General features: G+C 62.3%; 24 protein-coding genes. 7 read left to right on the forward strand and 17 right to left on the reverse strand.

Going from position 1 to position 26,267, the window contains the following annotated elements; all coding sequences use genetic code 11:
• Positions 1 to 18 precede the first annotated feature (18 nt).
• Entirely contained in the window at positions 19 to 378 is a 360-nt protein-coding gene (locus tag QWE_RS02790; protein ID WP_006724553.1) for a response regulator, read from the forward strand.
• Positions 379 to 455: 77 nt separating this feature from the next.
• On the opposite strand, the gene QWE_RS02795 is transcribed toward QWE_RS02790, so the two are convergent.
• The 4 genes from QWE_RS02795 to argH form a co-directional block, all read right to left on the reverse strand.
• On the reverse strand, positions 456 to 3,110 hold the full coding sequence (locus tag QWE_RS02795) for a TIGR02302 family protein (RefSeq protein ID WP_040299322.1): 2,655 nt from the start codon (positions 3,108 to 3,110) through the stop codon (positions 456 to 458).
• A gap of 133 nt (positions 3,111 to 3,243) precedes the next feature.
• Entirely contained in the window at positions 3,244 to 4,512 is a 1,269-nt protein-coding gene (gene lysA / locus QWE_RS02800) for a diaminopimelate decarboxylase (RefSeq protein ID WP_006724555.1), read from the reverse strand.
• A gap of 13 nt (positions 4,513 to 4,525) precedes the next feature.
• Positions 4,526 to 4,714, reverse strand: coding sequence for an LPS translocon maturation chaperone LptM (gene lptM, locus QWE_RS02805; protein ID WP_040299387.1), 189 nt, complete (start codon positions 4,712 to 4,714; stop codon positions 4,526 to 4,528).
• A 109-nt stretch (positions 4,715 to 4,823) separates the two neighbouring features.
• Positions 4,824 to 6,227 carry an argininosuccinate lyase gene (gene argH / locus QWE_RS02810; protein ID WP_006724557.1) on the reverse strand — a complete coding sequence of 468 codons (1,404 nt, stop codon included), beginning with the start codon at positions 6,225 to 6,227 and terminating at the stop codon, positions 4,824 to 4,826.
• A 24-nt stretch (positions 6,228 to 6,251) separates the two neighbouring features.
• Between argH and tlpA the strand changes: the two genes are divergently transcribed.
• Positions 6,252 to 6,917: a thiol:disulfide interchange protein TlpA gene (tlpA, locus tag QWE_RS02815; protein ID WP_006724558.1), complete on the forward strand. Its 666-nt coding sequence runs from the start codon at positions 6,252 to 6,254 to the stop codon at positions 6,915 to 6,917.
• A 20-nt stretch (positions 6,918 to 6,937) separates the two neighbouring features.
• Here the strand turns inward: tlpA and QWE_RS02820 are convergent, their stop codons facing one another.
• The 8 genes from QWE_RS02820 to QWE_RS02855 all read right to left on the reverse strand — a co-directional run bounded on the left by QWE_RS02820 (position 6,938) and on the right by QWE_RS02855 (position 14,614).
• Entirely contained in the window at positions 6,938 to 7,960 is a 1,023-nt protein-coding gene (locus QWE_RS02820) for a sulfate/molybdate ABC transporter ATP-binding protein (RefSeq protein ID WP_006724559.1), read from the reverse strand.
• Positions 7,957 to 8,847 (reverse strand): sulfate ABC transporter permease subunit CysW, encoded by an 891-nt coding sequence (cysW, locus tag QWE_RS02825; RefSeq protein WP_006724560.1) that lies wholly within the window; start codon positions 8,845 to 8,847, stop codon positions 7,957 to 7,959. Before cysW ends, QWE_RS02820 begins: the two co-directional genes overlap by 4 nt.
• A 4-nt stretch (positions 8,848 to 8,851) precedes the next feature.
• Entirely contained in the window at positions 8,852 to 9,673 is an 822-nt protein-coding gene (gene cysT / locus QWE_RS02830; RefSeq protein WP_006724561.1) for a sulfate ABC transporter permease subunit CysT, read from the reverse strand.
• Between the two features lie 68 nt (positions 9,674 to 9,741).
• Positions 9,742 to 10,725: a thiosulfate ABC transporter substrate-binding protein CysP gene (gene cysP, locus QWE_RS02835; protein WP_006724562.1), complete on the reverse strand. Its 984-nt coding sequence runs from the start codon at positions 10,723 to 10,725 to the stop codon at positions 9,742 to 9,744.
• A gap of 144 nt (positions 10,726 to 10,869) precedes the next feature.
• Positions 10,870 to 11,751 (reverse strand): 3-hydroxybutyryl-CoA dehydrogenase, encoded by an 882-nt coding sequence (locus tag QWE_RS02840; protein WP_006724563.1) that lies wholly within the window; start codon positions 11,749 to 11,751, stop codon positions 10,870 to 10,872.
• Between the two features lie 126 nt (positions 11,752 to 11,877).
• Positions 11,878 to 12,807 carry an electron transfer flavoprotein subunit alpha/FixB family protein gene (locus QWE_RS02845; RefSeq protein ID WP_006724564.1) on the reverse strand — a complete coding sequence of 310 codons (930 nt, stop codon included), beginning with the start codon at positions 12,805 to 12,807 and terminating at the stop codon, positions 11,878 to 11,880.
• A 25-nt stretch (positions 12,808 to 12,832) separates the two neighbouring features.
• Complete coding sequence (locus tag QWE_RS02850) at positions 12,833 to 13,582, reverse strand: electron transfer flavoprotein subunit beta/FixA family protein (protein WP_006724565.1); 750 nt, start codon at positions 13,580 to 13,582, stop codon at positions 12,833 to 12,835.
• Between the two features lie 174 nt (positions 13,583 to 13,756).
• Complete coding sequence (locus QWE_RS02855; RefSeq protein WP_006724566.1) at positions 13,757 to 14,614, reverse strand: rhomboid family intramembrane serine protease; 858 nt, start codon at positions 14,612 to 14,614, stop codon at positions 13,757 to 13,759.
• Between the two features lie 1,426 nt (positions 14,615 to 16,040).
• On the opposite strand from QWE_RS02855, the gene QWE_RS02860 reads away from it, so the two are divergent.
• Positions 16,041 to 16,580 (forward strand): hypothetical protein, encoded by a 540-nt coding sequence (locus tag QWE_RS02860; protein WP_006724567.1) that lies wholly within the window; start codon positions 16,041 to 16,043, stop codon positions 16,578 to 16,580.
• Between the two features lie 68 nt (positions 16,581 to 16,648).
• On the opposite strand, the gene QWE_RS02865 is transcribed toward QWE_RS02860, so the two are convergent.
• Together QWE_RS02865 and QWE_RS02870 are read right to left on the reverse strand one after the other, a co-directional pair.
• Positions 16,649 to 16,942, reverse strand: coding sequence for a DUF6074 family protein (locus QWE_RS02865; protein WP_006724568.1), 294 nt, complete (start codon positions 16,940 to 16,942; stop codon positions 16,649 to 16,651).
• A 297-nt stretch (positions 16,943 to 17,239) separates the two neighbouring features.
• Positions 17,240 to 17,866 carry a J domain-containing protein gene (locus tag QWE_RS02870; RefSeq protein ID WP_006724569.1) on the reverse strand — a complete coding sequence of 209 codons (627 nt, stop codon included), beginning with the start codon at positions 17,864 to 17,866 and terminating at the stop codon, positions 17,240 to 17,242.
• Between the two features lie 450 nt (positions 17,867 to 18,316).
• Between QWE_RS02870 and QWE_RS02875 the strand changes: the two genes are divergently transcribed.
• Entirely contained in the window at positions 18,317 to 18,529 is a 213-nt protein-coding gene (locus QWE_RS02875) for a cold-shock protein (RefSeq protein ID WP_006724570.1), read from the forward strand.
• 80 nt (positions 18,530 to 18,609) lie between these two features.
• Here QWE_RS02875 and dusA read toward each other — a convergent pair whose 3' ends face one another.
• Entirely contained in the window at positions 18,610 to 19,656 is a 1,047-nt protein-coding gene (dusA, locus tag QWE_RS02880; RefSeq protein ID WP_006724571.1) for a tRNA dihydrouridine(20/20a) synthase DusA, read from the reverse strand.
• A gap of 120 nt (positions 19,657 to 19,776) precedes the next feature.
• On the opposite strand from dusA, the gene QWE_RS02885 reads away from it, so the two are divergent.
• Entirely contained in the window at positions 19,777 to 20,850 is a 1,074-nt protein-coding gene (locus QWE_RS02885) for a site-specific integrase (RefSeq protein ID WP_006724572.1), read from the forward strand.
• 181 nt (positions 20,851 to 21,031) lie between these two features.
• Here the strand turns inward: QWE_RS02885 and QWE_RS02890 are convergent, their stop codons facing one another.
• Positions 21,032 to 22,084 carry an ArsO family NAD(P)H-dependent flavin-containing monooxygenase gene (locus tag QWE_RS02890; protein ID WP_006724573.1) on the reverse strand — a complete coding sequence of 351 codons (1,053 nt, stop codon included), beginning with the start codon at positions 22,082 to 22,084 and terminating at the stop codon, positions 21,032 to 21,034.
• Between the two features lie 200 nt (positions 22,085 to 22,284).
• Positions 22,285 to 22,923: a phosphatase domain-containing protein gene (locus QWE_RS02895; protein ID WP_006724574.1), complete on the reverse strand. Its 639-nt coding sequence runs from the start codon at positions 22,921 to 22,923 to the stop codon at positions 22,285 to 22,287.
• 155 nt (positions 22,924 to 23,078) lie between these two features.
• Here QWE_RS02895 and QWE_RS02900 point away from each other — a divergent pair, with 155 nt between their 5' ends.
• Together QWE_RS02900 and QWE_RS02905 are read left to right on the forward strand one after the other, a co-directional pair.
• On the forward strand, positions 23,079 to 24,098 hold the full coding sequence (locus QWE_RS02900) for an ABC transporter substrate-binding protein (protein ID WP_006724575.1): 1,020 nt from the start codon (positions 23,079 to 23,081) through the stop codon (positions 24,096 to 24,098).
• The gene (locus QWE_RS02905) at positions 24,095 to 26,266 is read left to right on the forward strand and encodes an ABC transporter permease (protein WP_006724576.1); all 2,172 of its coding nucleotides are present in this window, start codon (positions 24,095 to 24,097) and stop codon (positions 26,264 to 26,266) included. Before QWE_RS02900 ends, QWE_RS02905 begins: the two co-directional genes overlap by 4 nt.
• The last annotated feature ends 1 nt before the right edge of the window (position 26,267 follow it).

Genomic DNA, 26,267 nt, shown 5'->3' on the forward strand with positions numbered 1-26,267 from the left:
CGGGAGAAGACTTCAACCATGGCGAGAATCCTCATCACCGAAGACGAAGACTCCCTCCGCTCCTTCGTGGCGCGCGCGCTACGCCTCGACGGTCACGAGACGCATGAGGCCGCCGATGGTGCCGAAGGGCTGGAGAAGCTCTCCGAAGGCGCCTTCGACCTGCTTCTGTCCGATATCCGCATGCCGGTCATGGACGGCATCGAGCTCGCGCACCGCGCCCATTCCGAATTTCCGGCGATGAAGATCCTGCTGATGACCGGCTATGCCGAACAGCGCGAGCGCGCCGACGACCTGTCGGCAAAGATCGTCGACGTCGTCTCCAAGCCCTTCGCGCTGCCTGATATTCGTAAGGCCGTCGCTTCGGCGCTCGCCGGCTGAGACTTCTCCACCCTATCCCTCAACACGAATGCGCCCGCTGATGCGGGCGTATTCGTCTTCGCAGCTGTGTGCTTGGACTACTGGATATCCAAGAGCCGTTCCAGATAGCGCCGCTCGATCTCGGGGCTCGAGTTTTCGCCGAGCTTTTCACGGATCGCTTCGAGAATTTCGCGGGCGCGCTGGACATCGATCTCGTCCGGTACCTTCACGCGTTCGCCGAAATCCGGACCGCTGGTGGCGCGGGGGCGACCGAGAGGATCGCGACCATCCTGATTGCCCTGGCCCTGACCCATCTGCGGACCCTGGCCACCCTCGCCCTGCTGCGCCTGCATCATCTGGTTCATCATGTCGCGGGCGCCCTGACGAAGCGCCTCCATGGCGCGACCCTGGCCTTCGACGGCGGGGCCACCCTGGCCCTGGCCAAGCGCCTCGCCGGCACCCTGCATTTCCTGCTGGGCTTCGCCGAAACCGGGGCCGGGCTCCATGCCGAGGCCTTTGAGGCCTTCCTGCAATTCGCCAAGCTGCTGTCCGAGCTGTTCCTGCTGTTCACGCAGCTGACGCAGTGCTTCCCTCAGCTGTTCGGCCGTCATGCCGTCCAGGCCCTGCTGCCCCTGCTGGCCCTGTTGCTGCTGACCCTGCTGCTGCTGGCCTTCAGCGCCTTCTTCGCCCTGCTGCGGATCGCCGCGTTGCATGCGGTCGCGCAGCGCCTGATCCAGACGGAAAGTCTCGTCCATCAGCCGTTGCTGCTCCTGCATGATCTCGCCGAGCTTGTCGATCTGGCGGCGGGCCTCGCTGTTCTGCTGCTGCTGGCCCTGCTGCGGGCGTCCGGCCTGCAGGTTGTTCATCATGCGCTGCAGTTCCGAAAGGAGTTGCTGTGCCTGATCGCGATTGCCGGAGCGGGCGAGGTTCTCCAGCTGGTCGAGCATGTTGTCGAGATCCTGCTGGCGCAGCATGTTCTGGGCATTCTGCTGCGGTTCGCCCTGCTGGTTCGGCATGCGCTGCGCGAGGGCCTGCAGGAATTCCTGCATTGCCGAGCGCAGCTCTGCCATCAGCCGCTGGATTTCCTCGTCGGAGGCGCCGTTCTCCAACGCATCGGAGAGCGCCTGCTGGGCGTCGCGCAGGCGGCGTTCGGCCAGCGACAGATCGCCGTCCTCGATGCCGAGCGCGATTTCCCAGAGATAGTCGGCGGTATCCTTCAGCTGTTCTTCGCCGCGCGCCATGTTCATGCGTGCGCGGGCGCTTTCGAGCGCAATAAAGTTGCCGAGATCGGGGATCGTCTCGTCTGCGCGCAGCACCAGTGCTTCGTTCAGCGCGATCGCCTGCGGCATCTGGCGGGTGTCGAGCGCAAAGACCTTGCGCTGTTCGGCAACGGCTGCGGCCAGCGGCTCGTTGAAATTGCGGCCGGGCAGGAGCATCTGGATCGGCTCGCTGCGGCCGGTCTGGCCGGCGCCATCGGTCGCCACCAGCGTGATTTTCACCATCTGGCCGGCGAGCGGATGTTCGGTGATGTTGCGGCTGGCCACACCCTTGGTGTCGCGCGCATTGTGCCTCGGCAGGTCGAGCTTGTAGTCGGGCAGCGGATAGAGCGGGGTGGCACCCGGCTGTTCCTCGACCGGCACGATCTCGGCATGCGCCTTTTGCAGGCCATAGTCGTCCTTGGCGGTGAAGGCGATTTCGAGCGCCCCGTTGATCGCCCGACGCGGCGTGCCGTCAAAGGCGATTTCGGGTGCCCTGTCGGGTGTGACGCCGATCGTCCAAGTCCGGTCGGCAACGCGCAACTCGCCCGCGTCGTCCAGTTCCAGTTCATGGGTGCGCGCGACCATCGGAGCGTTCGGAACCGGCGCTGGCGGCGGCGTCGGAACGGCCGTCTGGCTCCTTGCGTCAATCTCGGAGCCTACCGTTGGCATGCGGGCCGCATTGTCCTTCTCGGCGACGTCGACAACAGTACCATCCGATTGCTGGACGAAGAGGACTTTTTCATCCGACGGCCCGCCACTGATGCGTACCGTCACCTTGGACTTCTGCGGCACGGTTACGCCGGCTGCGGCTTGCGTGCCGAGACCTGACAGGAAGACCGGCGGCTGGCCGGTATAACCCGGGGGCGTGATCCAGGCGTCAATGCGGATTGTCGGTGCCTCGCTTTCCGGCACATGCTGACGGAAGGCATCGGCGATCGAGCCTGCCCCATTGGAGCCGGAATAGGCAAGTGCGGTGACGAAGAGCAGGGCTGGCACGGCGCGAAGGGCGTACCGGTCGTAGCGGGCGATGTCTGGCTGCGGCAGACCGGCGTCGAGAGCGGCGATCCGCTCGGCCATGCGCCGCTGGTGTTCCTGCCAGAGCGCGCGGGCAAAGGGCGTCTCGGCTGAGAGCTGGTCGTCCTGCACCGCCACCGGCTGGTGGGCGAGACCGTTGCGCTCTTCCAGCAGCCTGTCGGCTTCGGCAATGCTCGGCAGACGAACTTTGAGGAACGGCAGGAAGGAGGCGACGAAAGCAAACACGAGAATGAAAACGATCGCCAGGCGGACAAGGTCCGGCACTTCGCGGTAGACGCCGAACCAGGCAAGCGCAACGAAGAGAGCGGCGATGCCGAAAACCGGCAGGAAGAGCGGCAGCAGACGCTCGGCAAACAGCACGGACCGTGCGAGCACGCGTTTGACGCCGACGCGACGCGCAAGCTTGGGGTCGTCCTTCAAGGCGCCTTTCCTGTGGCCGGCCGGGCGGGAAGAGCTCATCCGTCTGGTCTCCGAGAGCGCCGCGCATGATCACGGCTGACAGATCTCGAAGATAGCAGTCTTTGTGGCGAAGACGAGGGCGGCAAGGAAAAGCGGCAAGCTTTTCCCGCCTCATCGCCGAATTGTGAATGGATCAGGCCAACCAGTCGGGCACGCTGTCGAGCGCGATCAGGTCCTCATAGGTCGGACGCGGCCGAATCACATGGAAGTCGTTGCCGTTCACCAGAACCTCCGGCACGAGCCTGCGGGTGTTGTAGGTTCCGGCCTGTACGGCGCCATAGGCGCCCGCCGAACCGACGGCAATCAGATCGCCCGGCTTTGGCATGGCCATCTCGCGATCGAGCGCGAGATAGTCGCCGGTCTCGCAGACAGGGCCCACGACATCGGCCTTGATGCGCGGCGCGTTCGCCGCCGAAATCACCACGGGCTTGATCTCGTGATAGGCCTCGTAGAGCGTCGGGCGAATGAGGTCGTTCATGGCGCCGTCAACGATGACGAAGGTCTTGTCGCCGCCGTCCTTCACATAGATGACCTCGGTCACCAGGATGCCGGCATTGCCGACGATCAGGCGGCCGGGCTCGGTGACGATGCGGCAGTTCAGCTCCGAAAGCTGGTCCTTGACGATCTTCGCATAGGCGTCGGGCTCGGGCGGCGGGTTGTTGTCGTCCTTGTAGGGAATGCCAAGACCGCCGCCGACATCGACGTGATCGATGCTGTGGCCGTCGCCGCGCAGCGTCTGGACGAGTTCGCGCAGCAGGCGGAAGGCGTCTTCGAAGGGCTGCAGATCGGTGATCTGGCTGCCGATATGCATGTCGATCCCGGAAACCTGGATGCCTTCCAGCGACGCTGCCCGTGCATAGACAGCGCGTGCGCGTTCGTAGGAAATGCCGAACTTGTTTTCCTTCTTGCCGGTCGAGATCTTGGCATGGGTCTTGGCATCGACATCAGGATTGATGCGGAAGGAGACATGCGCCTTCTTGCCGGCCTTGATGGCCCGCTGGTTCAGGATTTCCAGTTCCGGCTCGCTCTCGACGTTGAAGCAGTAGATGCCGGCTTCGAGTGCTAAATCCATTTCGCTCGGCGTCTTGCCGACGCCGGAGAACATGATGCGCTCTGCCGGGATGCCGGCTGCCAGCGCGCGGCGGAGTTCGCCTTCCGAGACCACGTCCACGCCGGCGCCGAGGCGACCCAGCGTCTTCAGGACGGCCTGGTTGGAATTGGCCTTCATCGCGTAGCAGACGAGGGCATCGACGCCGTCGAAGGCTTTTGCGAAGACCTTGTAGTGACGCTCCAGCGTTGCCGTCGAATAACAGTAGAAGGGCGTGCCGACGGCACGCGCGATCTCGGGGATGGCCACGCCTTCGGCGTAGAGGACGCCGTCGCGATACTCGAAATGGTTCACGGGTTAAGCCCTGTCAGAGAAGCGGATCAAGAAGGAAGGGGCTGTCTGGCGTCGCCGGCGCCTCGGCGCCGCGCTGGTTCTGCTGGCTCACAGGTGTGCTCGGCGGGTCGAGGTCGCCCTTGCGGCCGCAGGCGGACAGAGCCAGCGAGGCGGCCAGCACAAGAGAGAGCGTAAGCGTCGTGCGTTTCAGCGAATTCACCATGACCCGGTCCATGAAGATATTGTTGTGCTAGCGTTTACAGAAAAAAGGGGCGCTTGTGCACCCCTGATCTCGTGATGTGTCGCGTCGGTGCGCGTGATCAGTTGCCCAGTCAGTTACGGGCCCGCCACCAGGCGATCTGCTTCCTGACTTCCGATGGTGCCGTGCCGCCAAAACTCTTGCGGCTGGCGACCGAGGCTTCGACGGTCAGAACATTGAAGACGTCGGCCGTGATCGCCGCATTGATGCTCTGCAACTCCTCGAGCGAAAGCTCGGCGAGATCGCAGCCCTTCTTCTCGGCCATGGCGACCGCATTGCCGGTCACATGGTGGGCGTCGCGGAAGGGCAGGCCGGCTTCGCGGACCAGCCAGTCGGCGAGATCGGTTGCGGTCGAATAGCCGGAACCCGCTGCCGCCTTCATCTTGTCGGTGCGGATGGTCATGTCGGTGACCATGCCGGTCATGGCGGCAATCGCCAGTTCCAGGCTTTCGGCAGCGTCGAAGACCTGTTCCTTGTCTTCCTGCATGTCCTTGGAATAGGCGAGCGGCAGGCCCTTCATCACGGTCAGCAGCGCGATCAGCGAGCCGTTGATCCGGCCGGTCTTGGCGCGCACCAGTTCGGCCGCATCCGGGTTCTTCTTCTGCGGCATGATCGAGGAGCCGGTGGAGAAGGCGTCCGACAGGCGGATGAAGCCGAATTGCGGCGTCGACCAGATGACGATCTCTTCGGCCAGACGCGACAGATGCACCGCGCAGATCGAGGCGATCGAGAGGAATTCCAGCGCGAAATCGCGGTCGGACACCGTGTCGATCGAGTTGCGCGTCGGCTCGCGGAAACCGAGTGCCTTCGCCGTCATGTGGCGGTCGATGTCGTAGCCGGTGCCGGCAAGCGCTGCAGCACCAATCGGGCTTTCGTCCAAGTGTTCGATCGCATGGCGCACGCGCTGGCGGTCACGGCCGAACATCTCGACATAGGCCATGCAATGGTGGCCGAAGGTCACCGGCTGGGCCGTCTGGAGATGGGTGAAGCCGGGCATGACGGTGTCGGCATGTTCTTCGGCGCGGTCGAGAAAAGCCGCGATCAGGCCGGACAAAGCGGCTTCCGTCTTCTGCAGTTCTTCCTTGACCCAGAGGCGGAAATCGAGCGCCACCTGGTCGTTGCGCGAACGGGCCGTGTGCAGGCGACCGGCGGCCGGGCCGATCAGCTCGGCAAGGCGTGCCTCGACATTCATATGGATGTCTTCGAGCTTGCGCGAGAAGGTGAAATTGCCGCTTTCGATCTCTGACAGGATCGTGTCCAGGCCGTGAAGGATCTTGTCTTTATCTTCGACGGAGATGATGCCTTGGTGCGCCAGCATGGTCGCATGCGCCTTTGAGCCGCGGATATCCTGGGCGTAAAGCTTCTTGTCGAAACCGATGGAGGCATTTATCTCCTCCATGATGGCCGAAGGGCCGGAGGCGAAGCGACCGCCCCACATCTGGTTGGAGGATTTGGTGTCCTTGATGTCCTCGGCCATGAAGTGCCCGTCCTGGAGAATGACATGACAGAAAAAAGACCTAGCGGTCTCTTCCCCACCAAGCTGGTTGCGATCGCGGCGGTGGCCGGCATCGTCGCCGGCGCGGCTGCGGTATACGTGAAGCAGACCATGTCTGGCAATGCCGTGGAGACCGCAGATGCCGCCCAATGTGGGGGTTCTGTCGAGCGGGCTGAGAGCCTGAAGCCTTATTTGAAGGGCGATGTCGCGGCGATGATCCCCGTCAGCGAGCCGAAGCTCATCGAGGGGCTATCGTTCCAGGACAAGGAAGGCGCACCGATGACCATGGCAAATTTTGCCGACAAGACGGTGCTGATCAATCTCTGGGCCACGTGGTGCGTGCCTTGCCGCGAAGAAATGCCGGCCCTCAACAACCTGCAGACGGCGGCCGGCGGCGAAGCCTTCCAGGTACTCGCGATCAATATTGACACCGGCGACGTCGAAAAGCCGCAGACCTTCCTGGAAGAGACCGGCGTCGACGCGCTCGGTCTCTATCGCGACGCGTCCATGGGCGTGTTCAACCAGCTGAAGCGCGAGGGGCTTGCCTTCGGCCTGCCGGTCACGCTGCTGGTCGACGGAAAGGGTTGCCTTCTCGGCAGCATGAACGGACCGGCCGTCTGGGATGGGGCCGATGCCAAGGCGCTGGTGATGGCGGCAGCGACGGGCAGCTAAATCGCTGCCCGCGACCGGTGTCAGTCCTGAAACAGGCGCGGCCTGAGAATTTCGACGAAGCCCTCGTCGCCCTTCGCTTTGGCGAAGTCGGGGGCAACGTCGAACTCGACGGTGGTGCCGTCTGTCGTTCCGGCGAGCACCCGTCGCGAGCCCGGCCGATCCAGAACCCGCTGGATGGTTGCCGCGACGCCCTTTGAAGCGTCTTCGCTCCAGACGACATCGGTCGGACGGAAGAGAAGCTCGGCCGATCCATCCTTCAGGCCGTCCGCCGCATAGGTCATGTTGCAGACGGTCGCCTGTCCTTTCACAACACTCGCCTTCAGCGCATTGGTGTCGCCGAGGAAGCGCATGACGAAGGCGTTGGCCGGATGGCGGCAAACTTCTTCCGGCGTGCCCTGCTGAACGATCTTGCCCTTGTCGAGGATGACGACGCGATCGGCGAGGTCAAGGGCTTCTTCCTGGTCGTGGGTGACAAAGAGCGTGGTGATGCCGAGTTCGTCATGGATGGAACGTAGCCAGCGGCGAAGGTCGCGGCGCACATTGGCATCCAGCGCGCCGAAAGGCTCGTCGAGCAAAAGCACGCGTGGGTCGACGGCAAGCGCACGGGCCAGCGCCACGCGCTGCCGCTGGCCGCCGGAGATCTGGCCGGGAAAGCGTTCGCCCAATCCAGCGAGCTGGACGAGAGAGAGCAGCTCTTCGACCCGCCGGTCGATGTCGGCGGTCGAGCGCTTTACCTTCGACACCTTCATGCCGAAGGCGATGTTCTCGGCCACCGTCATGTGCGGGAACAACGCATAATGCTGGAAGACGAAGCCGACGCCGCGATCACGCACGGGAATGTCTGTCGCATCCTCATCACCGAAATGGATCTGGCCGCCATCGGCAAATTCGAGGCCGGCGACCATGCGCAGTATGGTCGTCTTGCCGGAGCCCGAGGGGCCGAGCAGCGCCACCAGTTCGCCGCTTCTGATGTCGAGCGAGACGCCGTGAACGGCACGGAAGGTTTCGAAGGTCTTGACGACAGTGTCGAGGCGAATATTCATGAAATCTTCTCCGAAGTATTGCCGGCGAGCGTGGTCGGGCGGTTCCGCCGACCTGCGCCCTGGCGTTCGAGCAGAACCTTGGCCACGAGCGTGACAAGTGCCAGCGCGGCGAGCATTGAGGCGGCAGCGAAGGCGCCGACGGCGTTGTAGTCCTGGTAAAGCAGCTCGATATGCAGCGGCAGCGTGTTGGTCTGGCCACGGATGTTGCCGGAGACGATAGACACGGCGCCGAACTCGCCCATGACACGGGCGTTGCAGAGCACCACACCGTAGAGCATGGCCCATTTGATGTTCGGCAATGTCACCGACCAGAAGGTGCGCAGGCCACTCGCACCGAGCGAGGTGGCCGCCTCTTCGAGATCACGCCCCTGCGCCTGCATCAGCGGGATCAGTTCGCGCGCGACGAAGGGTGCCGTCACGAACATCGAGGCGAGCACGATGCCCGGCAGGGCAAAGAGGATCTTCAGGCCGGCGCTGTCGAGGGTGGGGCCGAATATGCCCTGCAGGCCATAGACGAAGAGATAGGCGACGCCGGCGACAACAGGCGAGACCGAGAAGGGGATCTCGATCAGGATGGTGAGCAAGCGCTTGCCGCGGAAATCATGCTTGGTGATCGCCCAGGCGGCCGCCACGCCGAAGATGGTGTTGATCGGTACGGCGATCAGCGCCGTCATCACCGTCAGCCAGATGGCATGGCGCGTGTCGGGGGCAGCGATCGTCTCGAGGAAGAACGGCACGCCCTTGGAAAAGGCCTCGATGCCGATGACCGCCATTGGGGCGACCACGACGAACAGGACGAAAAACAGCACCACGCCAATCAGCGCATATTTGAAAAGAGGAGCGTCGCCGACGCGCGGCGGGCGTCGCCCTGTCGTTGCCTGGCTCATGGCTTCAACCTTTCACCGTGTAGCGCAGGGCGCGGGCCTGCAGGTAGTTTGTGACCGCCAGCATGACGAAGGCGGCAAACAGCATGACGGAGGCGATCGCCGCCGATGCCGGATAGTCGTATTCCTCGAGCCGGATGAAGGCGAGAAGCGCCGTGATTTCCGTCGAAAAGGGCTGGTTGCCGGCGATGAAGATGATCGCGCCGAATTCGCCGAGGCTCCGGGCAAAGGCGAGCGAGGTGCCGGCAAGCAGTGCCGGCGTCAGAAGCGGCAGGATCACGCGGCGGAAGATCGACCAGTCGCTGGAACCCAATGTCTGGCCGGCCTCTTCAAGCGCCGGGTCGAGCTCTTCGAGCACAGGCTGCACCGTGCGGACGATGAAGGGCAGGCTGGTGAAGGCCATGGCGACCATGATGCCGAGCGGCGTATAGGCGACCTTGATGCCGATTTCACCGAGTGCGGATCCGAACCAGCCATTGGAGGCGAAAAGCGTGGTGAGGGAAATGCCCGCGACCGCCGTCGGCAGCGCAAAGGGCAGGTCGACGAGCGCATCGACAATGCGGCGGCCAGGGAAGCGGTAGCGCACCAGCACCCAGGCAAGTGCCAGACCAAAGACGAGGTTGAACAGGGTCGCGACCAGCGCCGAGCCGACCGTCACGCCATAGCTCGCCACGGCGCGTTCGGAAGAGACAATGCGCCAGTAGTCGGCGGGGCCAAGGCTCGCGGCCTTGAAGATCAGGGCTGCCAGCGGCAACAGGATGATGATCGCGGCATAGACCAGCGTGATCCCGAGGGACAGTCTGAAGCCGGGCAATACGCGGCGTTTCAACGTCGTCGTCCTTTCATGAGAAAACCGGCGGATGATCCGCCGGTCCTGAAATCGATCGGGAACCGTGCTTAGCGGCTGCCATAGATCCCATCAAGGATGGCACCCTCGGCGAAATGCTCCGCGGAAACCTTCTCCCAGCCGCCGAACACGTCTTCGACCGTCACGAGGCGGATCTCAGGGAACTGGTCCCTGTATTCGGCAGCGACCGTCTCGTCGTGAACGCGGTGACCGAAGTCGGCGGCGATCTTCTGTCCCTCGGGCGTGTAGAGGAAGTCGAGATACTTCTTGGCAATCTCCTGGCTTCCCTTCGCATCGGCGACCTTGTCGACGACGGCGACCGGGAATTCGGCGAGAAGGCTCATCGAAGGTACGACCTGCTGGAACTTGTCCTCGCCATACTGCTTGGCGATCGACTTGGTTTCGGCTTCGAAGGTTATGATCACGTCGCCCGTCTCGCGCTCGACGAAGGTCGTCGTTGCGGCGCGGCCACCGGTGTCGAAGACCGGCACGTTGTCGAAGATCTTGTCGACGAATTCCGTCACCTTGGCCTCGTCGCCGGCAAACTTCTCCTTCGCATAGGCCGTTGCCGCCAGATAGGTGTAGCGGGCATTGCCCGAGGTCTTCGGGTTGGGGAAGATCACCTGCACGTCGTCACGGGCGAGGTCGTCCCAGTCCTTGATGTTTTTCGGGTTGCCAGCGCGCACCAGGAAGGACGGGAAGGAATAGAAGGGCGAGGCATTGTTCGGGAATTCCGACTGCCATCCCTCGTTGATGAAGCCGTTCTTCGCCAGGAATTCGACGTCCGTCACTTGGTTGAAGGTCACGACGTCGGCTTCCAGACCTTCGACGATGGCGCGGGCCTGGCGCGAGGTGCCGCCATGCGACTGGTCGATGGTCACACCCGGATTGGCCTTGATGAAGGCTTCGTTCTGGGCGGCGAAGATTTCGCGGGCGATGTCATAGGAGGCGTTGAGCAGCTTGTCTGCGGCGCTGGCCGAAACCGGCAGGGAGAGGGCGGCGATGGCGGCGCTCAAGAGCAGGAGGCGTTTCATGGACTGGTACTCCGGTATGCGGGGGATCTCTATCTGCCCCGCAAACTAGAGGGTCGGCCCGTCTCTTCCGAGGAATGGCCGACCAATGATTGCCCGGAGGGGCAAATATCTTTCCGCCGGAGAGTGCCGGACCGGAATGGCGCGTCAGCGGGTCGGGACCGGCACTTCGCCGCGGTAGTCGTAGAAGCCACGACCGGACTTGCGACCGAGCCAGCCGGCCTCGACATATTTGACCAGCAGCGGGCAGGGGCGATACTTCGAGTCCGACAGGCCGTCGTGCAGGACCTGCATGATCGAAAGGCAGGTGTCGAGACCGATGAAATCGGCCAGCTGCAGCGGACCCATCGGGTGGTTGGCGCCGAGCTTCATCGCCGTGTCGATCGCCTCGACCGAGCCGACGCCTTCATACAGCGTGTAAATCGCCTCGTTGATCATCGGCAGCAGGATACGGTTGACGATGAAGGCCGGGAAGTCTTCGGCCACCGTGATCGTCTTGTCGAGCGAGGAGACGAAATCCTTGGCGGTGGCGAAGGTGGTCTCGTCGGTCGCGATGCCGCGCACCAGTTCGACGAGCTTCATGACCGGAACGGGGTTCATGAAATGGATGCCCATGAAGCGCTCCGGCCGATCGGTGGCAGAGGCAAGGCGGGTGATCGACAGCGAGGAGGTGTTGGTCGCGATCAGGGCTTCGGGTTTAAGCACTGGGCACAGGGCCGCGAAGATCTTGCGCTTGACGCTCTCGTCTTCCGTTGCCGCCTCGATGACGAGATCTGATGGAGCGAGATCGTTGACGTCGGACGAGCCCGAAATCAGGGCAAGGGCCGCCTTCCGCTGCTCGTCGGTGATCTTGCCGTTGGTCACCTGGCGGGCGAGATTGCCGTTAATCGTGGCGAGACCGGCTTCGATCCGGTCCTTGGAGAGGTCGTAGATCGTGACCTTGTAGCCGGCGGCGGCGGAGACCTGTGCGATGCCGCAGCCCATCTGGCCGGCACCCACGACACCCACGTTGCTGATCTTACCCGTCATCGTCTCGCTCCTCACCCGTTCCAGACTTCACCCAAGAAAATGCCGGGCCCGTTTATCGCGGGCCCGGCTGATTGATAGACCGCAAAGGGTTCTTTGACCAGTCCTTTCGCAGTTGCGAAAGGGTGATCAGAGTGCCTTCTCGAGCTCCGGCAGGGCCTCGAAGATGTCGGCGACGAGACCGTAATCGGCGACCTGGAAGATCGGCGCTTCCTCGTCCTTATTGATCGCGACGATGACCTTCGAGTCCTTCATGCCGGCGAGGTGCTGGATGGCACCGGAGATGCCGCAGGCGATGTAGAGCTGCGGGGCAACGACCTTGCCGGTCTGGCCGACCTGCCAGTCGTTCGGGGCGTAACCGGCGTCGACAGCCGCGCGCGAGGCGCCAACGGCTGCCCCCAGCTTGTCGGCGACGGGCAGGATCACTTCCTGGAACTTCTCCGAGGAGCCAAGTGCGCGGCCACCGGAAATGATGATCTTGGCCGAAGCCAGTTCCGGACGGTCGGACGAGGACAGCGCGTCGGAGACGTGGCTGGAAACGCCGGGGTTTGCGGCAGCAGCAACGGTCTCGACGGCAGCCGAACCACCTTCAGCGGCGGCGGCGAAGGAGGCGGTGCGGACGGTGATCACCTTTTTGGCATCGGTCGACTGCACGGTCTGGATCGCGTTGCCGGCATAGATCGGACGCTTGAAGGTGTCGGCAGAGACCACCTCGGTGATTTCCGATACCTGCATCACGTCGAGCAGGGCCGCGACGCGCGGCATCACGTTCTTGCCGACCGAGGTCGCAGCCGCGATGATCGTGTCATAGGAGCCGGCGAGCGAGACGATGAGAGCGGCCAGCGGCTCCGCCAGGTTGTTGCCGAGCGAAGCGTCGTCTGCGAGCAGCACCTTGGAGACGCCCGAGAGCTTGGCAGCAGCATCAGCGGCGGCCTTGGCGCCAGCACCTGCCACCAGCACATGCACATCGCCACCGATCTGAGTGGCAGCCGTCAGTGCCTTCGCGGTCTGTTCGGAGACGGTCGCGTTGTCGTGTTCTGCGAGAAGAAGAATAGCCATTTTATGTTTCTCCTGTCCGTTCCGCTTACAATACGCCGGCTTCGTTCTTGAGCTTGTCGACGAGTTCTGCCACCGACTTCACCTTGATGCCCGCCTTGCGGCCACCCGGCTCCTCGGTCTTCAGAACCTTGAGGCGCGGCGCAACGTCGACGCCGAAGTCGGCAGGCGCCTTCTTGTCGAGCGGCTTTTTCTTGGCCTTCATGATGTTCGGCAGCGAGGCATAACGCGGCTCGTTCAGGCGCAGATCCGTGGTGACGATCGCGGGGAGCTTCACGTCGATGGTCTGCAGACCACCGTCGACTTCGCGGGTCACGGTCGCCTTGTCGGCGCCGAGCTCGAGCTTGGAGGCGAATGTCGCCTGGCCCCAGCCGAGCAGCGCTGCCAGCATCTGGCCGGTCTGGTTCGAATCGTCGTCGATTGCCTGCTTGCCGACGATGACGAGGCCCGGAGCCTCGGCTTCCACCACGCCCTTCAAGAGCTTGGCGACCGCGAGCGGCTCGACGGTCTCGTCGGTCTCGATCAGGATGCCGCGATCAGCGCCCATGGCGAGTGCGGTGCGGATGGTTTCCTCTGCCTTAGCAGGGCCGATCGATACGATCACCACTTCCTCGGCCTTGCCGGCTTCCTTCAGTCGCAGAGCCTCCTCGACCGAGATCTCGTCGAAAGGATTCATGGACATCTTGACGTTGGCGAGCTCGACGCCGGAACCATCCGGCTTGACGCGGATCTTGACGTTGTAATCCACAACCCGCTTGACTGGGACGAGTATCTTCATGGGTTCCTCTCTTCAAATCTTCTGCCGGAAAATGCGCGTTGATGCGCTCCGCCGTTTGTCGATTGGCGACATCGATACGCATTTTTTTCCCAAACACAACGATCGATGCCGTTTGACGGACAGCAATAATTTACGTTGACGTTCACGTCAATACTTCGCGGCCGCGACCTCTTGTCATCGCCCCCAGTGAGTGACCTTGCGAACCGGTTGCGACGCCGGGGTTTTTGCGCCGTTTGCGGTCTCGTCCCGCTCCCGGCCTTTCGGGTCGCCGGCCGGTCTTTGACCCCAGGGTCCGACGGTCGCGACATCAACCGTGGGCGCTGCGTGTTCGACTGCCTTGGGTGTCACGATCGCCCGATCGAAGAGCGGCACGCCCGGACGTCGCAAAAAGAGCACCAGGAGTCCGCCTGGCAGGATTCCGCCGACATGGGCGCCCCAGGACACGTTGCTGTCGCGGTCGATGACCAGCATGACGAATTGCTGGCCGACCCAGAAGAGAAGCGGGATGAAGGCCGGGAGCGGCAGGGGGAAACGCATGAAGACCAGCACCCAGACGCGCACTTTCGGATGCAGCATCAGATAGGCGGCGACGACACCGGAGACTGCGCCCGAGGCCCCGATCAGCGGTGCCTGGCTTGCCGGGACCACCAGCGCATGGACAAAGGCACCTGCGGCCGCGCAGGCAAGATAGAAGAACAGAAACTTGAAGTGCCCCATGGCATCCTCGACATTGTCGCCGAAGACCCAGAGGAAGAGCATGTTGGAGCCCAGATGCAGCCAGCTGCCATGCAGAAAGGAATAGGTGACGTAAGTCGCACCTTCCGGCACCAGCACGAGGCGCGGGTCGAGTTCGGCAATGTTGAATGCGACAGCCGGGATGAAACCCATGCCATAGACGCCGATCTCGTAGAGCGCATCGGGTGCCAGCGTCGCCAGCACATGGGTCACGACATTGGCAAGGATCAGCCCCAGGGTCACATACTGCTTGCGGATGTGCTTCAGCGCGTTTCGGTCGTGCAGGGGAATGAACATCGCGCCTCGTCGGGGTTAGGGTGGGCCAATCCTAACGCAGGTTGGGATGCGCGGACAGGGGCCGAGCGGCGGTTCCTATCCCTCTCCCCTTGTGGGAGAGGTTACAAAATCGAGGGCTTAGCCCGATCAGGGCTAAACCTCAGATTTTGTTGGTGAGGGGATCGGTTCCGTTGCCACGACATCACGGACCCCCTCACTTGCGATTTCTGATGTTTAGGCCGCTTGCGCTGGCCTAATTCATCGAAATCGCTTTCTCCCCCACCAAGGGGGAGATGGGCATCGCGCTCTCAGCTTTCGCCCCTCATCCCAATCACGTTAGCCCCTCACCCTACCTTCTCCCCGCGAGCGGGGAGAAGGTAGGGTGAGGGGCAAAGCCACATTCTCTGCGTCTCCGGCCGAAAAAAGGGGATGACTTTGAGAAAATCCCAAACAGATTCAAACCCCGGCACACTTTTTCATCCCCGCCCATTTCCACGCCCTTACCCTAGTCCCCGTCCCGCCCTCGGATACACCTGACGATGCGATGTCAGGCGAGGCGGGGCCGGCGCCGGGGTGGCGTGCTGTCGCAGGCATAAATCCCCGGCCCGCTGCAACGGTCTCCCTCCGGACGAGGGGCTGGTAACGAAGGTTAAGGGGTCGGATGCCTCTTCACCGGATACCCCGATCGGAAGGACGTGCCTCAGAGGCACACAGACAAGGCGCCCACGCCGTCGCGAACATCACCAGACGGCGGGGCGGATAAAACGGCGGGGATGATGGGCAAAGGTCGCCAATGACCAGAGCCGCATCCCCCGGGCGAGGGTCCCGGTCGGAATGGTGCACCATCCGGCGGGAACCTCCCGGGCCACCGGCCAGGCTCTGGCAGACATTCCCACGGGACGACTCTGCCAAGCCGGACCCTGCGCCCGGTCAATCCTCGGGACGAAGGTCCCGAAGACCGTCGCCGCCTTGCCAGAGAGACGCATGCAGCGGGAATAGACGCCGAACGGGGCGCCGGAAGGAGCCACATAAACACCTTAGACAGGTTGCTTCTGGCGCCTCGTCCGAGACAAGTTTGACCCACCCGGAGGGAGATGATCCCGACCGGCGGCGAAGCTTGGGTTTTTTGACAGCTCAGTTCCACCTCCCCCTTTCGGAGGCGAGGTGCGCGCGGTTGCCACCTCTCCCCCTTGTGGGAGAGGTTACAAAATCGAGGGCTTAGCCCGATCAGGGCTAAACCTCAGATTTTGTTGGTGAGGGGATCGGTGTTGCGGGCACAACGAACGGCCCCCCTCACTTGCGATTTCAGATGTTTAGGCCGCTTGCGCTGGCCTAATTCATCGAAATCGCTTTCTCCCCCACCAAGGGGGAGATGGGCCTCGCACTCCCCCACCCCTTCCGAAATTCCCTATTTCGCCAATTCCCTTAGCGCCGAAAGGAGCCAGACATGCCGAACCGACAAATCTCCGAAACCCCCGCCCCCGAACCGCTGGAACTGCGCCTGTTGCGCGACATCCTCGACGAACACCGAACCCCGCTCCTTTGCCCGCGGCGCCAATGCCGCCGCAGCCGGCACTGCAGCGGCACAGCCCATCGCCCGGCAGATCCGATCAACGCAGACGAATGGCTGCCGCCCTGCGCCATCCGCGCCACACCCGAGCTGCGCCGGCGGTTCCTGGCCTGGGCAGCGGATATTCTGCCTCCGCTTGCCGACCGCACCGCCCCCGGTACCTGGCCGGATGACAGAGAGGCGGCCAACCACCTTTGCCAGGCGCTGGCGATCGTCGAGCGCATCCACACCCGCCCCGGCTCCCATCCGCAGAGCGAACGGACGGCGCTCGCCGCTTGGTATGCCACCGACCCCGACCCCGAAACCACCGCCCTCTGCCGTCGCATCTGGCGCCACACCAAGATGCTCAAACGCCCGCGCACAAATTCGGGCGCCGCGCCATCGTCAGGCATCCCACTGTCTTGCGACAGGACATGACGCGGCCTGCCGTCATCACGGCGGACAGGCCGCAAGCCCCCGAACGTCGCAAGGGGGAGGAAGCGCCGCTAGGCCCCCGCGAGACTGCGCTCGCCGCCGATAGGCTCGTAGAGCAGGAGCAGCTCCCGATGCACCTCGGCCTGAAAGGCGAGGATCTCCCGGCGCACATCCTCATGGGATTGGCCGGTATCGAACAGCTCGGTTTTCAGCCGGCTGCAGAGCGATTTCCAGAAATCAGTCGCCGCCTGTCCGTTCAGCTGATCCAGCCGACAGGCAGCGGAGCGAACGAGGTGCCGGCGGTGGGCAAGGGGGAAGTGAATGATCGTCTCGCGCGCCTGCGAAACGAAGCCGTCGCTATGCATCTGTGCCTTCTCCAGTTGTTGGTATCTGGGGACCCCTCCCAGGGTTCACGGATCAGGAGGAGGCAGCGCAAACGCGCGCAGCGCCCGGCGGATCTGATCCATGCCATGCTATGCCATGCCAGGTCTACTGGGGTGACAGTGCCGATACTGCCTTCAACGAGGGCCAGTTCACCGGAGTATGTCGCAACACTAAAAGACGATAGATCACTGTCAACGGGCGTTGACAGCTTCTCCACGACAATTGTGTTTCGTCAGGTTGTCGAACAAAAAATGTCAAACGGAGCTTACGCTCCGCGCCTATTCCGCCGCCTTCGGCAGCTCCTCGGCCTCGACGTCCACAGGCAGTGGCTCCATCTCGTAGGAATAGCCCTCGAGCATGGAATAGGCCCGCTCGATCGCGCCGATCTGCACTTCCGCGGACTTGATCGCGTCGGTGATCGATTGCGCCCGCGCCCTCAGCATCGAGCCCAGCACGTCCGTCTCTGGCCGCCGGCCGAGCCGGTCGAGATGCTTCCGCACCCGCGCCCGGTGGCGCTCCAGCTCGAGAATGTGGAAGCGGGCTTTCAGGATATCGTCGGTCAGTTTGCGGCGCAGCCCCGCGACCGGATCGAAGGAGCCGGGCTCGCGCTCGTCGAGGATCATGTCGTTGATCAGCGTTTCCAGCACCATCAGCCCCTTGAGGTCGGTGGGCTCGGCCAGCTGCGGATCATAGCCGGTGTCGTCGAAGACGCGGCGGCGCACGGGATCCTTCAGGAGTTCATAGCAGGCGGAGATCTTGGCGAAGGCCTCGGCATCGCCACCGGCATCCGGATGGGCTGTCTTCGCCACCTTGCGATAGGCGGCCTTGATGGCGGCCTCGTCGGCATCGCGGGCCACGCCCAGGACATCGTAAGGGTCGATCACTGCGGCACCCGTCTTTGCCATACTCACACACTCCCGCGCCCAGCCACCCTTCCCCTACCCCCGGATGGCGGCTGCTTCAAGACGGAACAAACCTCTGTCCCCGGTCACGAACCGGGCGGCCCGCACGAGGGCCTTGGGCGCGCGCATGGAACATGGAAACGGTACCACCCATTAAATCTCAAGGAATTCAGCCCGTTGCTGCGATTTTGTCGGCCAGACTGTGACTTTTCATACTTGCCAAGATTCCGAAATGTCCCTACCTCTTACGCTGTTCGGGCACAAATGATCCCGGAGACTGGACTGACTTGTATCGACCGCCCGCGCGGTCCTTGGGGGCCTTCTCCCGCCGGTAGACGTTCTTTCCCCGTTATCGCGATCCCTCGACGGTTCCGTTTCGGCGGAACTTTACCTTGCCGCTTCCGGTCAGCCGGCCGCGGCGCAGACGACAACACGGGAATAAGGACTATCCCCATGGCCACCAAGGGCACCGTAAAATTCTTCAACCAGGACAAGGGCTTCGGCTTCATCACCCCGGAAGGCGGCGCGAAGGACGTATTCGTCCACATCTCCGCGCTCCAGGCTTCGGGTCTGCAGACCCTGCAGGACGGCCAGCAGGTCACCTTCGACACCGAGCCGGACCGCATGGGCAAGGGCCCCAAGGCCGTCAACATCCAGGCTGCCTGATCTAAAGTTTTCGAATGGCGTCCCCCGGGACGCCATTCTCGCTTTCAGGCCTGAAAAACGCCGGAAAGCCGCGCTAGACCTTACTCGGCCGCAGCAGACGCCCCCGAAGCACCCTGTGTCTTCGGCCCGCCCGTGATATCGACCGCCGCAAAAGCCTCGGCGATCAGGTCCGGCGATACACCCGGCTTCGTCGCCTCCGACGACAGGATCTGCCGGTAACGCCGAGCCCCCGCATAGGCCTGGAACAGCCCGACCATATGCCGCGTGACATGGTTGAGCCGCCCGCCCGACGCCACCACCCGCTCCGCATAGCCGATCATCACATCGCGCACCCGGTCCCAGTCGACCGAGACGGCCGCTTCACCATAGATCCGGGCATCGACCTCGGTCAGAAGCGTCGCATTGTGATAGCTCGCGCGCCCGAGCATCACGCCGTCCATGACCGCGAGATGCTGAACCGCCTGGTCGAGATCGGTGATACCGCCATTGATGCCGATGAAAACATCCGGGTTCTCCCGCTTCATCAGATAGACGAGCTCGTAATCGAGCGGCGGGATCTCTCGGTTCTCCTTCGGCGACAGGCCCTTCAGCCAGGCCTTGCGGGCATGGATCCAGATTGCATCCGCCCCCGCCCCGATCATCCGGGCGAGGAAATCGGGAAGCACGTCGGCCGGCTCCTGCTCGTCCACCCCGATCCGGCACTTGACGGTCACCGGCACCGTCGCCACCTTTTTCATGGCCGCGACACAGGCTTCGACAACCTCCGGCGTCTGCATGAGACAAGCCCCGAAGGTCCCCGACTGCACCCGGTCCGACGGGCATCCGACATTCAGGTTGATCTCGTCATAGCCGTAATCGGCAGCAATCTTCACTGCCTCGACCAGCTTTGCCGGATCCGACCCGCCAAGCTGCAGCGCGACGGGATGCTCCTCGCCGTTGAACGACAGGAGCTTCTCCCGCGGCCCATGAATGATCGCATCGGCCACCACCATCTCGCTATAGAGCAGCGCGCGGGCCGAAAGCTGCCGGTGGAAGAACCGGCAATGCCGATCCGTCCAGTCGATCATCGGCGCAACGGCGAAAACGGGAGCCTTGAAATAATTGGCATTTTGTTTTTTTACAGACACTTACGGCACTTTCTTCATCGTCTCGTTTACGCTCGTTCTGCGTTATTTCCGCCCATTTTGGTACTAGACTTGGTACAATGTACCAATTATCGTTTTTCATGTACCAACTGAGGCACGGCTATGGGCACAATCACCGCTCGCAAGCGCAAGGACGGCAGTATCGGCTACATGGCACGAGTGCGGGTTGTGCGGGATGGTGAAGCCTATCACGAGACCGAGACCTTTGACAGACGTCCTGCGGCCGCAGCCTGGATTTCAAAACGCGAACGGGAACTCTCCAAACCAGGGGCAGTCGCCAAATCTAAAAATGAAGATCCGACGACGTTGACCAAGGTAATCGACCGCTACATCGAGGAGACCGTCAAGGAGATTGGTCGCACAAAAGCGCAGGTCCTAACTGCGATCAAGAACTACGAGATCGCCAACATGCCCTGCTCTTCCATCAAATCGAAAGACATCGTTGAATTCCTGCAGTCATTGACGGCACAGCCACAGACCGTCGGAAACTACGCCAGCCATCTCGCTGCAATCTTCGCGATCGCGCGGCCGATGTGGGGCTATCGGCTCGACGAGCAGGAGATGAGGGACGCTGTCAAGGTTGCCCGTCGGATGGGTATCATAACCCGGTCAGCACAACGCGATCGAAGGCCCACATTGGAGGAACTGGATCGTCTGATCGGCCATTTCATTGAACGGCGGAATAAAGCCCCACAGTCAATGCCAATGCACAAAGTCATAGCTTTCGCACTGTTTTCGGCCCGCCGTCAGGAGGAAATTACGCGGATCAGATGGAAAGACTTTCAGAGAGAGCACAAACGCGTCCTCGTTCGCGATATGAAGCATCCAGGAGAAAAGATCGGTAATCATACCTGGGTGGACCTTCCCGATCAGGCGGTCCAGATCATCGGCAGCATGCCAAAGAGTAAGTCAGAGATCTTTCCCTACTCCACCGACGCCATCTCCGCGAATTTTACCCGAGCCTGCAAGTTGTTGGCCATCGACGATCTGCGCTTTCACGACCTGCGTCACGAAGGCATTTCACGGCTGTTTGAGATGGGGTGGAATATCCCTCATGTGGCTGCAGTCAGCGGGCACCGTTCATGGATCAGCCTCAAGCGATATACACACGTTCGCGAGACGGGCGATAAATATGCGGGCTGGCACGGCCTTCAATTGACGATCGACACCAAATAGGTAGCCGACCACCTACTGTGCCACTGGCGCAAGGAAAGAACCACGTAGTGTGGAGAAGGGATTGGTCGCGGGGGCCTGAACACACGGAGACTTGTATAAAAACCGCGTCAAGAGCGCCAAACTCGCCTGTTGCGGGATAAGGCGGAATTTTGGAACTCCGCAGTCCACGACGAGGACTACGTTACCCTCTTCGTACAGACGCAACGAGCCGCGGGATCATGTCTCTCGCAGCCCTGCCCGCTCCGAGCAGAGTCGCGGACGCCGCGCCTGTCCAGTTGCCGTAGCCGGCGAGCCAAAGACGCGGCTGCTTGATCGATTGTCCTCCATTGACCTCCACTTTGCCGTCTTCCGTCACGACGTCCAAGTCGCGAAGATGGTCCAACGCAGATCGAAACCCCGTGCACCAGATAACCGCGTCGAGGTCGGTTCTCGTGCCATCCCGCCACACGACACCATTTACATCAAAATGGGTGAACGGTCGTACCGATCCGAGCGCCCCGCGTTCCCTCGCCTCGCGAACGGAGGGCACCATGACGATGTCCCCCAGCCCGCCGGGCTCTGAACCGTCCTTCTTGCCAAGAACCCGGGCGGTGGCTCTCTCGAACAGCACATGGCCGTCGACGTCGTCCGGAAGGAACACCGGCACTTGCGGTGTGACCCAGACCGTTTCCGCGACCTTCGAAATCTCCGCAAGTATCTGTGCGCCGGAATTGCCTCCGCCGACGATCGCGACGCGCTGGCCAACGAACGGCTGCTCCGACACATAATCGGCCGAATGAAGCTGACGTCCCTTGAATTCAGAGGCACCGGGATAGTCGGGAATGAACGGTTTTCGCCAGGTACCAGTCGTACTCAAGACTGCCCGTGCGTGCCACCGCGCCTTGTCTGTCACGACCTCCAGGCAGCCATCGATCTGGCGAACCGATGTGACGACAACCGGTCGTTCAATCCTGAACCCATACCGTGCTTCATAGCGCGAGAGGTAGTCGATCACTTCGTTGCGACCAGGATAGCTCGTCGCGCTCCTTGCCGGCATCAACCATCCCGGCAAAGAACTGAAGGAGGCGGGGGAAAACAGCCGAAGCGAGTTCCAGCCATGCCGCCAGGCGCCTCCGGAACTTTCTTCGGCATCGAGCATGACGAAATCGATACCGGCCCGCCGCAGATAATAGGCAGACGCAAGACCTGCCTGCCCGGCTCCGATCAGGATCACATCAAGGGGATTTACGGACATTGGTCACCTGTCGATTTAGAGGCCGTCAATAAGGCGCGCACGCCAAAGGGAAGTGGTCACATGCGCGCGCGGGCGCTTGAAAAACGGTCTCCTTCGATAGGTCGAAAGGCGGGGATGGCAGCATCTGGGCGTACCGGGAAATTTTCCTGCAAGATTGAGACAGGCGGCACTTCGGTCACCCATCGAAACTCGCCGGCGTGTCATCGAACTCCGTCAGAATTTCCCCGCTTTATCCAGAGCTCCTGCTCCTGGGACTCTATCGTTCCGGGCCTGACTTCACGAACATGCGAAATGGCCTCGTCAGCAGTGAAGCCGAAGGCCATCAGCAGGTCGGCTGCGACCACACCCGTTCGGCCGAGCCCTCCCCAACAATGAATGGCGACAACGCCACCTTTAGCGATTCTAACGATCAGCCTTGCGCGTATGTCGGGCCACTCATCTACGTTGCCCGGAACCCCGCCGGGCACCAAGGGCATCCTGACCCATTCGAGGCGGTGGAGGTCCATCGCCGCCGCAAAGGCTGCAAGATCAGGATATTCTGTGTCCTGGATCAGGCTGAGCACGAGGTCGACGCCCGTCGCTTTCAACGCGGCAACCTCCTCGACCAAGTTTCCGGCTCGCCCGGGGCACTGCATCATCGCGATGCCGCCAGCGTCCGGAAAGTCCAGTCGAGACAGATGAGGTGCCGGAAATCTGTGCATCTGGTGCCGCCTCGTTGGGTTGATGGGGTCGCCGAAGATCGATGGCTCGCTCTGATACCCCATCGCCGACCACCAAAGATAGCGTCTCTTGCTGAATTCCCGGAACCGGACCTCATGCTCGCATGCGAACCCTGTCATGCCGCTGTTACACAGGCTGGTTAGCCATACCCCCAATTTGGGGAGGGCGGCGCCGGGGCGCCCCTGAACTGGCCGGCTCGGCTGCCAGATACCTGGCATGCACTCGCAACGCCCACAGACTGTCGCCACCAAGGCGCCACATGAGGAGAAACTACATGATGATCAACCGTTTCACATTGCTTGCCGCGACGGCCATGGCCCTGTTGCCGGCAACCACGATTGCCCAGGCAAAAGAACTCGTCCTCTATTGCACGGTCGGCGAGGAATGGTGCCGCGCTCAGTCGGAAGCATTCACGCGTGACACTGGCATCAACGTCTTGATGACCCGCAAGTCCTCTGGCGAAACCTACGCACAGATCAAGGCCGAGGAAGGCCAGCCGCGTGGCGACGTCTGGTGGGGCGGCACTGGCGACCCCCATCTCCAGGCCGCACAGGAAGGCCTGACGGAAGAATACCGTTCGCCTCTCCTGGCGGAATTGCAGCCCTGGGCCGTCAGCCAGGCCGAGACCTCAGGCTACCGGACTGTCGGCATCTATGCGGGTGCGCTCGGCTTCGGCTACAATTCCACTATGGTCACAGAGAATGCTCCGGCCTGCTGGAAGGATCTGCTCGACGCTCGCTACAAGGACGATATTCAGGTCGCAAACCCCAATTCGTCCGGCACGTCCTACACCATGCTGGCCACCCTCGTGCAGTTGATGGGCGAAGACGAAGCTTTCGCCTACCTGAAGGAACTGCATGCCAACATCAACCAGTACACCAAGTCCGGCTCTGCTCCGATCCGTGCTGCAGCCACCGGCGAAAGCGCAATCGGCATCGTCTTCATGCATGATGCCGTGACCCAGACCGTCGAAGGTGCCCCGATTGTCACCGTCGCGCCCTGCGAAGGTACCGGATACGAAGTCGGCTCGATGTCGCTGATCAAGGGCGGCCCGAACCCTGAAGAAGCCAAGATCTGGTATGACTGGGCCCTCTCCGCCAAGGCTCAGGAAGTCGGTGCGACAGCCAAGAGCTTCCAGGTTCCGTCGAACATGAAGGCTGCGACACCGCCGCAAGCGCCCAAGCTCTCGGAAATCAAGCTGATCGACTACGACTTCGCCAAATACGGCTCGTCCGAAGTGCGCAACGCCCTGCTCGCACGCTGGGATGCCGAAATCGGCGCACTTCCGAAGTGATCCAGACGCTTAAAGGACGGGCCAGCCTCGGCTGGCCCCTTCTGCTTCTGGCGGCATTGTTGGCCCTGCCCTGGTACAAGGGCGGGGCCGCATTTTCGACTGCCCTGGCAGAAGGCATGGAGGGCCGGGTTTGGCTTTTGCCGCTGCTGGTGATCGCTGCAGTCTTGGCTGCTCTCACCGTGATGACAAAGGACTGGCGCATTCATGCCGCAACCCCCGTCTTGGTCGGCATGGGCTTCGCCTGGCTCTTTCTGCAAGGCTTCGGTGTGGGACTGCGCGGACCGGTCTTGCCGGGACTGGAAATGTTGTTCCCGATGGCAGCCGAGGGACAGCCGGGATTTGGCTGGGGAGCCTGGCTTGCAGGTCTGGCTCTGACGGGCACGCTTGCCGAAGTTCTCGCCTCTCGCGGGTTCTGCCGGGGAGAGCGCTTTGCCGCCTTCTCTATCATCGGCATAGTCGCCGCATTGACCCTCTTTGTTTTCTTTCCGATCTTGAAACTGATGTCCGCCGCATTCATCACGCCAAGCGGTTCCATCTCTGCGGCACCTTTCATCGCCCGGCTTGTCGCTGACGATCTCTGGACGCTCGGCTGCATTACCGGCGCTGGACGCTGCGGCGTGGTGATCAACACGTTGCTGTTGGGTATCTTGTCTGCAGCATTTGCCACGGCACTCGGGCTCGCACTGGCGCTTCTCGTGGCGCGGACTGATTTTCGCATGAAGCGTGCCTTGCGCGCGATCTCTATCCTCCCAATCATAACGCCGCCCTTTGTCGTCGGGGTGGCGATCATCGTCCTTTTCGGTCGAACCGGCATCGTCACCGTTGAGATCGCAGAGTGGTTCGGGATCCGACCCACACGATGGATCTACGGCCTTCCGGGCATCTTGATGGCGCAGGTTCTCGCCTTTGCCCCGGTCACGTTCCTCGTCATCCTGTCCGCCTTAGAGGCGATCAACCCGACGCTGGAAGAAGCCTCGACGACGCTGGGCGCACGACCCGTGACCACGTTTCGCACCGTAACCTGGCCGCTGCTGCGACCCGCGCTCGCTGCCGCATTCCTGCTCGCCTTCATCGAAAGCCTGGCCGATTTCGGCAATCCGATTGTACTGGGCGGCAGTTTTGACGTTCTTTCCACTAAGATCTTCTTCGCCGTAGTCGGTGCGCAATATGACCTGGGCCAGGCTGCCACCTTGTCCGTGCTGCTTCTGTCGCTGACGGTCGCGGCTTTCTGGGTGCAGACACGCTGGTTGGGCCGCGCGAGCTATGTCACAGTCACGGGCAAATCGGATGCCGGCCTGATTGCCCCCGTGCCGCCTGTCATAAAGTGGCTGGCGGTGGCGGCAGTCCTGCCATTTGTGCTTTTCACCGTCGGCGTCTATGCGATCGTTCTGGCTGGAGGTTTCGTCAAGGACATCGCCCGGATGGAGTTGTCGCCAACCTTCGGGCATCTCTGGACGGCCTTTTCCTTCGAGATCAACGAACGTGGTGTACAGCTCTTCGGCTCCGCCTGGGACAGCATGATCACCACGCTCTGGGTATCCGCACTGTCTGCACCTTTGACCATGGGCATCGGCATACTGACGGCATGGCTGATCGCCCGGCAGGATTTTGCTGGAAAACGGGCGTTCGAGTTCGGCACCCTCCTGTCCTTTGCGATTCCGGGAACCGTGGTAGGCGTCAGCTATATTGCGGCCTTCAACGTGCCCCCCATCGACATCACGGGAACGCTCTGGATCCTGGTCATCTGCTTTGTCTTTCGCAATATGCCTGTTGGCATGCGGGCGGGCATCGCGGCCCTGGCACAGATCGACCGCAGCATGGAGGAGGCAAGCCAGACAATGGGGGCAGGCGGCGGGCGGGTACTCCGCGACGTGGTGCTGCCCTTGATCAAGCCGGCAATCTTCACTGCCTTGGTCTATGCCTTCGTAACCGCCATGACGGCAGTGTCGGCTGTCATCTTCCTCGTCTCGGCGCGGCACAATATGGCCACCGCCTATATCATGGGGCGCGTCGAGAGCGGCGAGTTTGCCCTGGCAATCGCCTATTCGACCGTCCTGATGCTGGTCATGGCGGCTTGCGTGGCACTAATGAACCTCGCCGTCGGACGGCGGCTTCTGGGGCGAAGATCAGCCCTTGTACAGGCAGGCAATCCGACAGGACAGGAATAGT

The organism is Agrobacterium albertimagni AOL15, assembly GCF_000300855.1.
GTDB classification, from domain to species: domain Bacteria; phylum Pseudomonadota; class Alphaproteobacteria; order Rhizobiales; family Rhizobiaceae; genus Allorhizobium; species Allorhizobium albertimagni.

Excerpts from the sequence above, each read along its gene's own strand:
- QWE_RS02890 (WP_006724573.1), bottom strand. The coding sequence starts at position 22,084 with ATGTCCGTAAATCCCCTTGATGTGATCCTGATCGGAGCCGGGCAGGCA.
- QWE_RS02860 (WP_006724567.1), top strand. The coding sequence starts at position 16,041 with ATGCCGAACCGACAAATCTCCGAAACCCCCGCCCCCGAACCGCTGGAA.
- QWE_RS02865 (WP_006724568.1), bottom strand. The coding sequence starts at position 16,942 with ATGCATAGCGACGGCTTCGTTTCGCAGGCGCGCGAGACGATCATTCAC.
- QWE_RS02850 (WP_006724565.1), bottom strand. The coding sequence starts at position 13,582 with ATGAAGATACTCGTCCCAGTCAAGCGGGTTGTGGATTACAACGTCAAG.
- argH (WP_006724557.1), bottom strand. The coding sequence starts at position 6,227 with ATGGCCGAGGACATCAAGGACACCAAATCCTCCAACCAGATGTGGGGC.
- QWE_RS02885 (WP_006724572.1), top strand. The coding sequence starts at position 19,777 with ATGGGCACAATCACCGCTCGCAAGCGCAAGGACGGCAGTATCGGCTAC.
- QWE_RS02845 (WP_006724564.1), bottom strand. The coding sequence starts at position 12,807 with ATGGCTATTCTTCTTCTCGCAGAACACGACAACGCGACCGTCTCCGAA.
- QWE_RS02870 (WP_006724569.1), bottom strand. The coding sequence starts at position 17,866 with ATGGCAAAGACGGGTGCCGCAGTGATCGACCCTTACGATGTCCTGGGC.
- QWE_RS02895 (WP_006724574.1), bottom strand. The coding sequence starts at position 22,923 with ATGACAGGGTTCGCATGCGAGCATGAGGTCCGGTTCCGGGAATTCAGC.
- cysW (WP_006724560.1), bottom strand. The coding sequence starts at position 8,847 with ATGAGCCAGGCAACGACAGGGCGACGCCCGCCGCGCGTCGGCGACGCT.
- QWE_RS02855 (WP_006724566.1), bottom strand. The coding sequence starts at position 14,614 with ATGTTCATTCCCCTGCACGACCGAAACGCGCTGAAGCACATCCGCAAG.
- QWE_RS02840 (WP_006724563.1), bottom strand. The coding sequence starts at position 11,751 with ATGACGGGTAAGATCAGCAACGTGGGTGTCGTGGGTGCCGGCCAGATG.
- QWE_RS02795 (WP_040299322.1), bottom strand. The coding sequence starts at position 3,110 with ATGAGCTCTTCCCGCCCGGCCGGCCACAGGAAAGGCGCCTTGAAGGAC.
- QWE_RS02820 (WP_006724559.1), bottom strand. The coding sequence starts at position 7,960 with ATGAATATTCGCCTCGACACTGTCGTCAAGACCTTCGAAACCTTCCGT.
- QWE_RS02790 (WP_006724553.1), top strand. The coding sequence starts at position 19 with ATGGCGAGAATCCTCATCACCGAAGACGAAGACTCCCTCCGCTCCTTC.
- tlpA (WP_006724558.1), top strand. The coding sequence starts at position 6,252 with ATGACAGAAAAAAGACCTAGCGGTCTCTTCCCCACCAAGCTGGTTGCG.
- QWE_RS02875 (WP_006724570.1), top strand. The coding sequence starts at position 18,317 with ATGGCCACCAAGGGCACCGTAAAATTCTTCAACCAGGACAAGGGCTTC.
- cysP (WP_006724562.1), bottom strand. The coding sequence starts at position 10,725 with ATGAAACGCCTCCTGCTCTTGAGCGCCGCCATCGCCGCCCTCTCCCTG.
- QWE_RS02900 (WP_006724575.1), top strand. The coding sequence starts at position 23,079 with ATGATGATCAACCGTTTCACATTGCTTGCCGCGACGGCCATGGCCCTG.
- lptM (WP_040299387.1), bottom strand. The coding sequence starts at position 4,714 with ATGGTGAATTCGCTGAAACGCACGACGCTTACGCTCTCTCTTGTGCTG.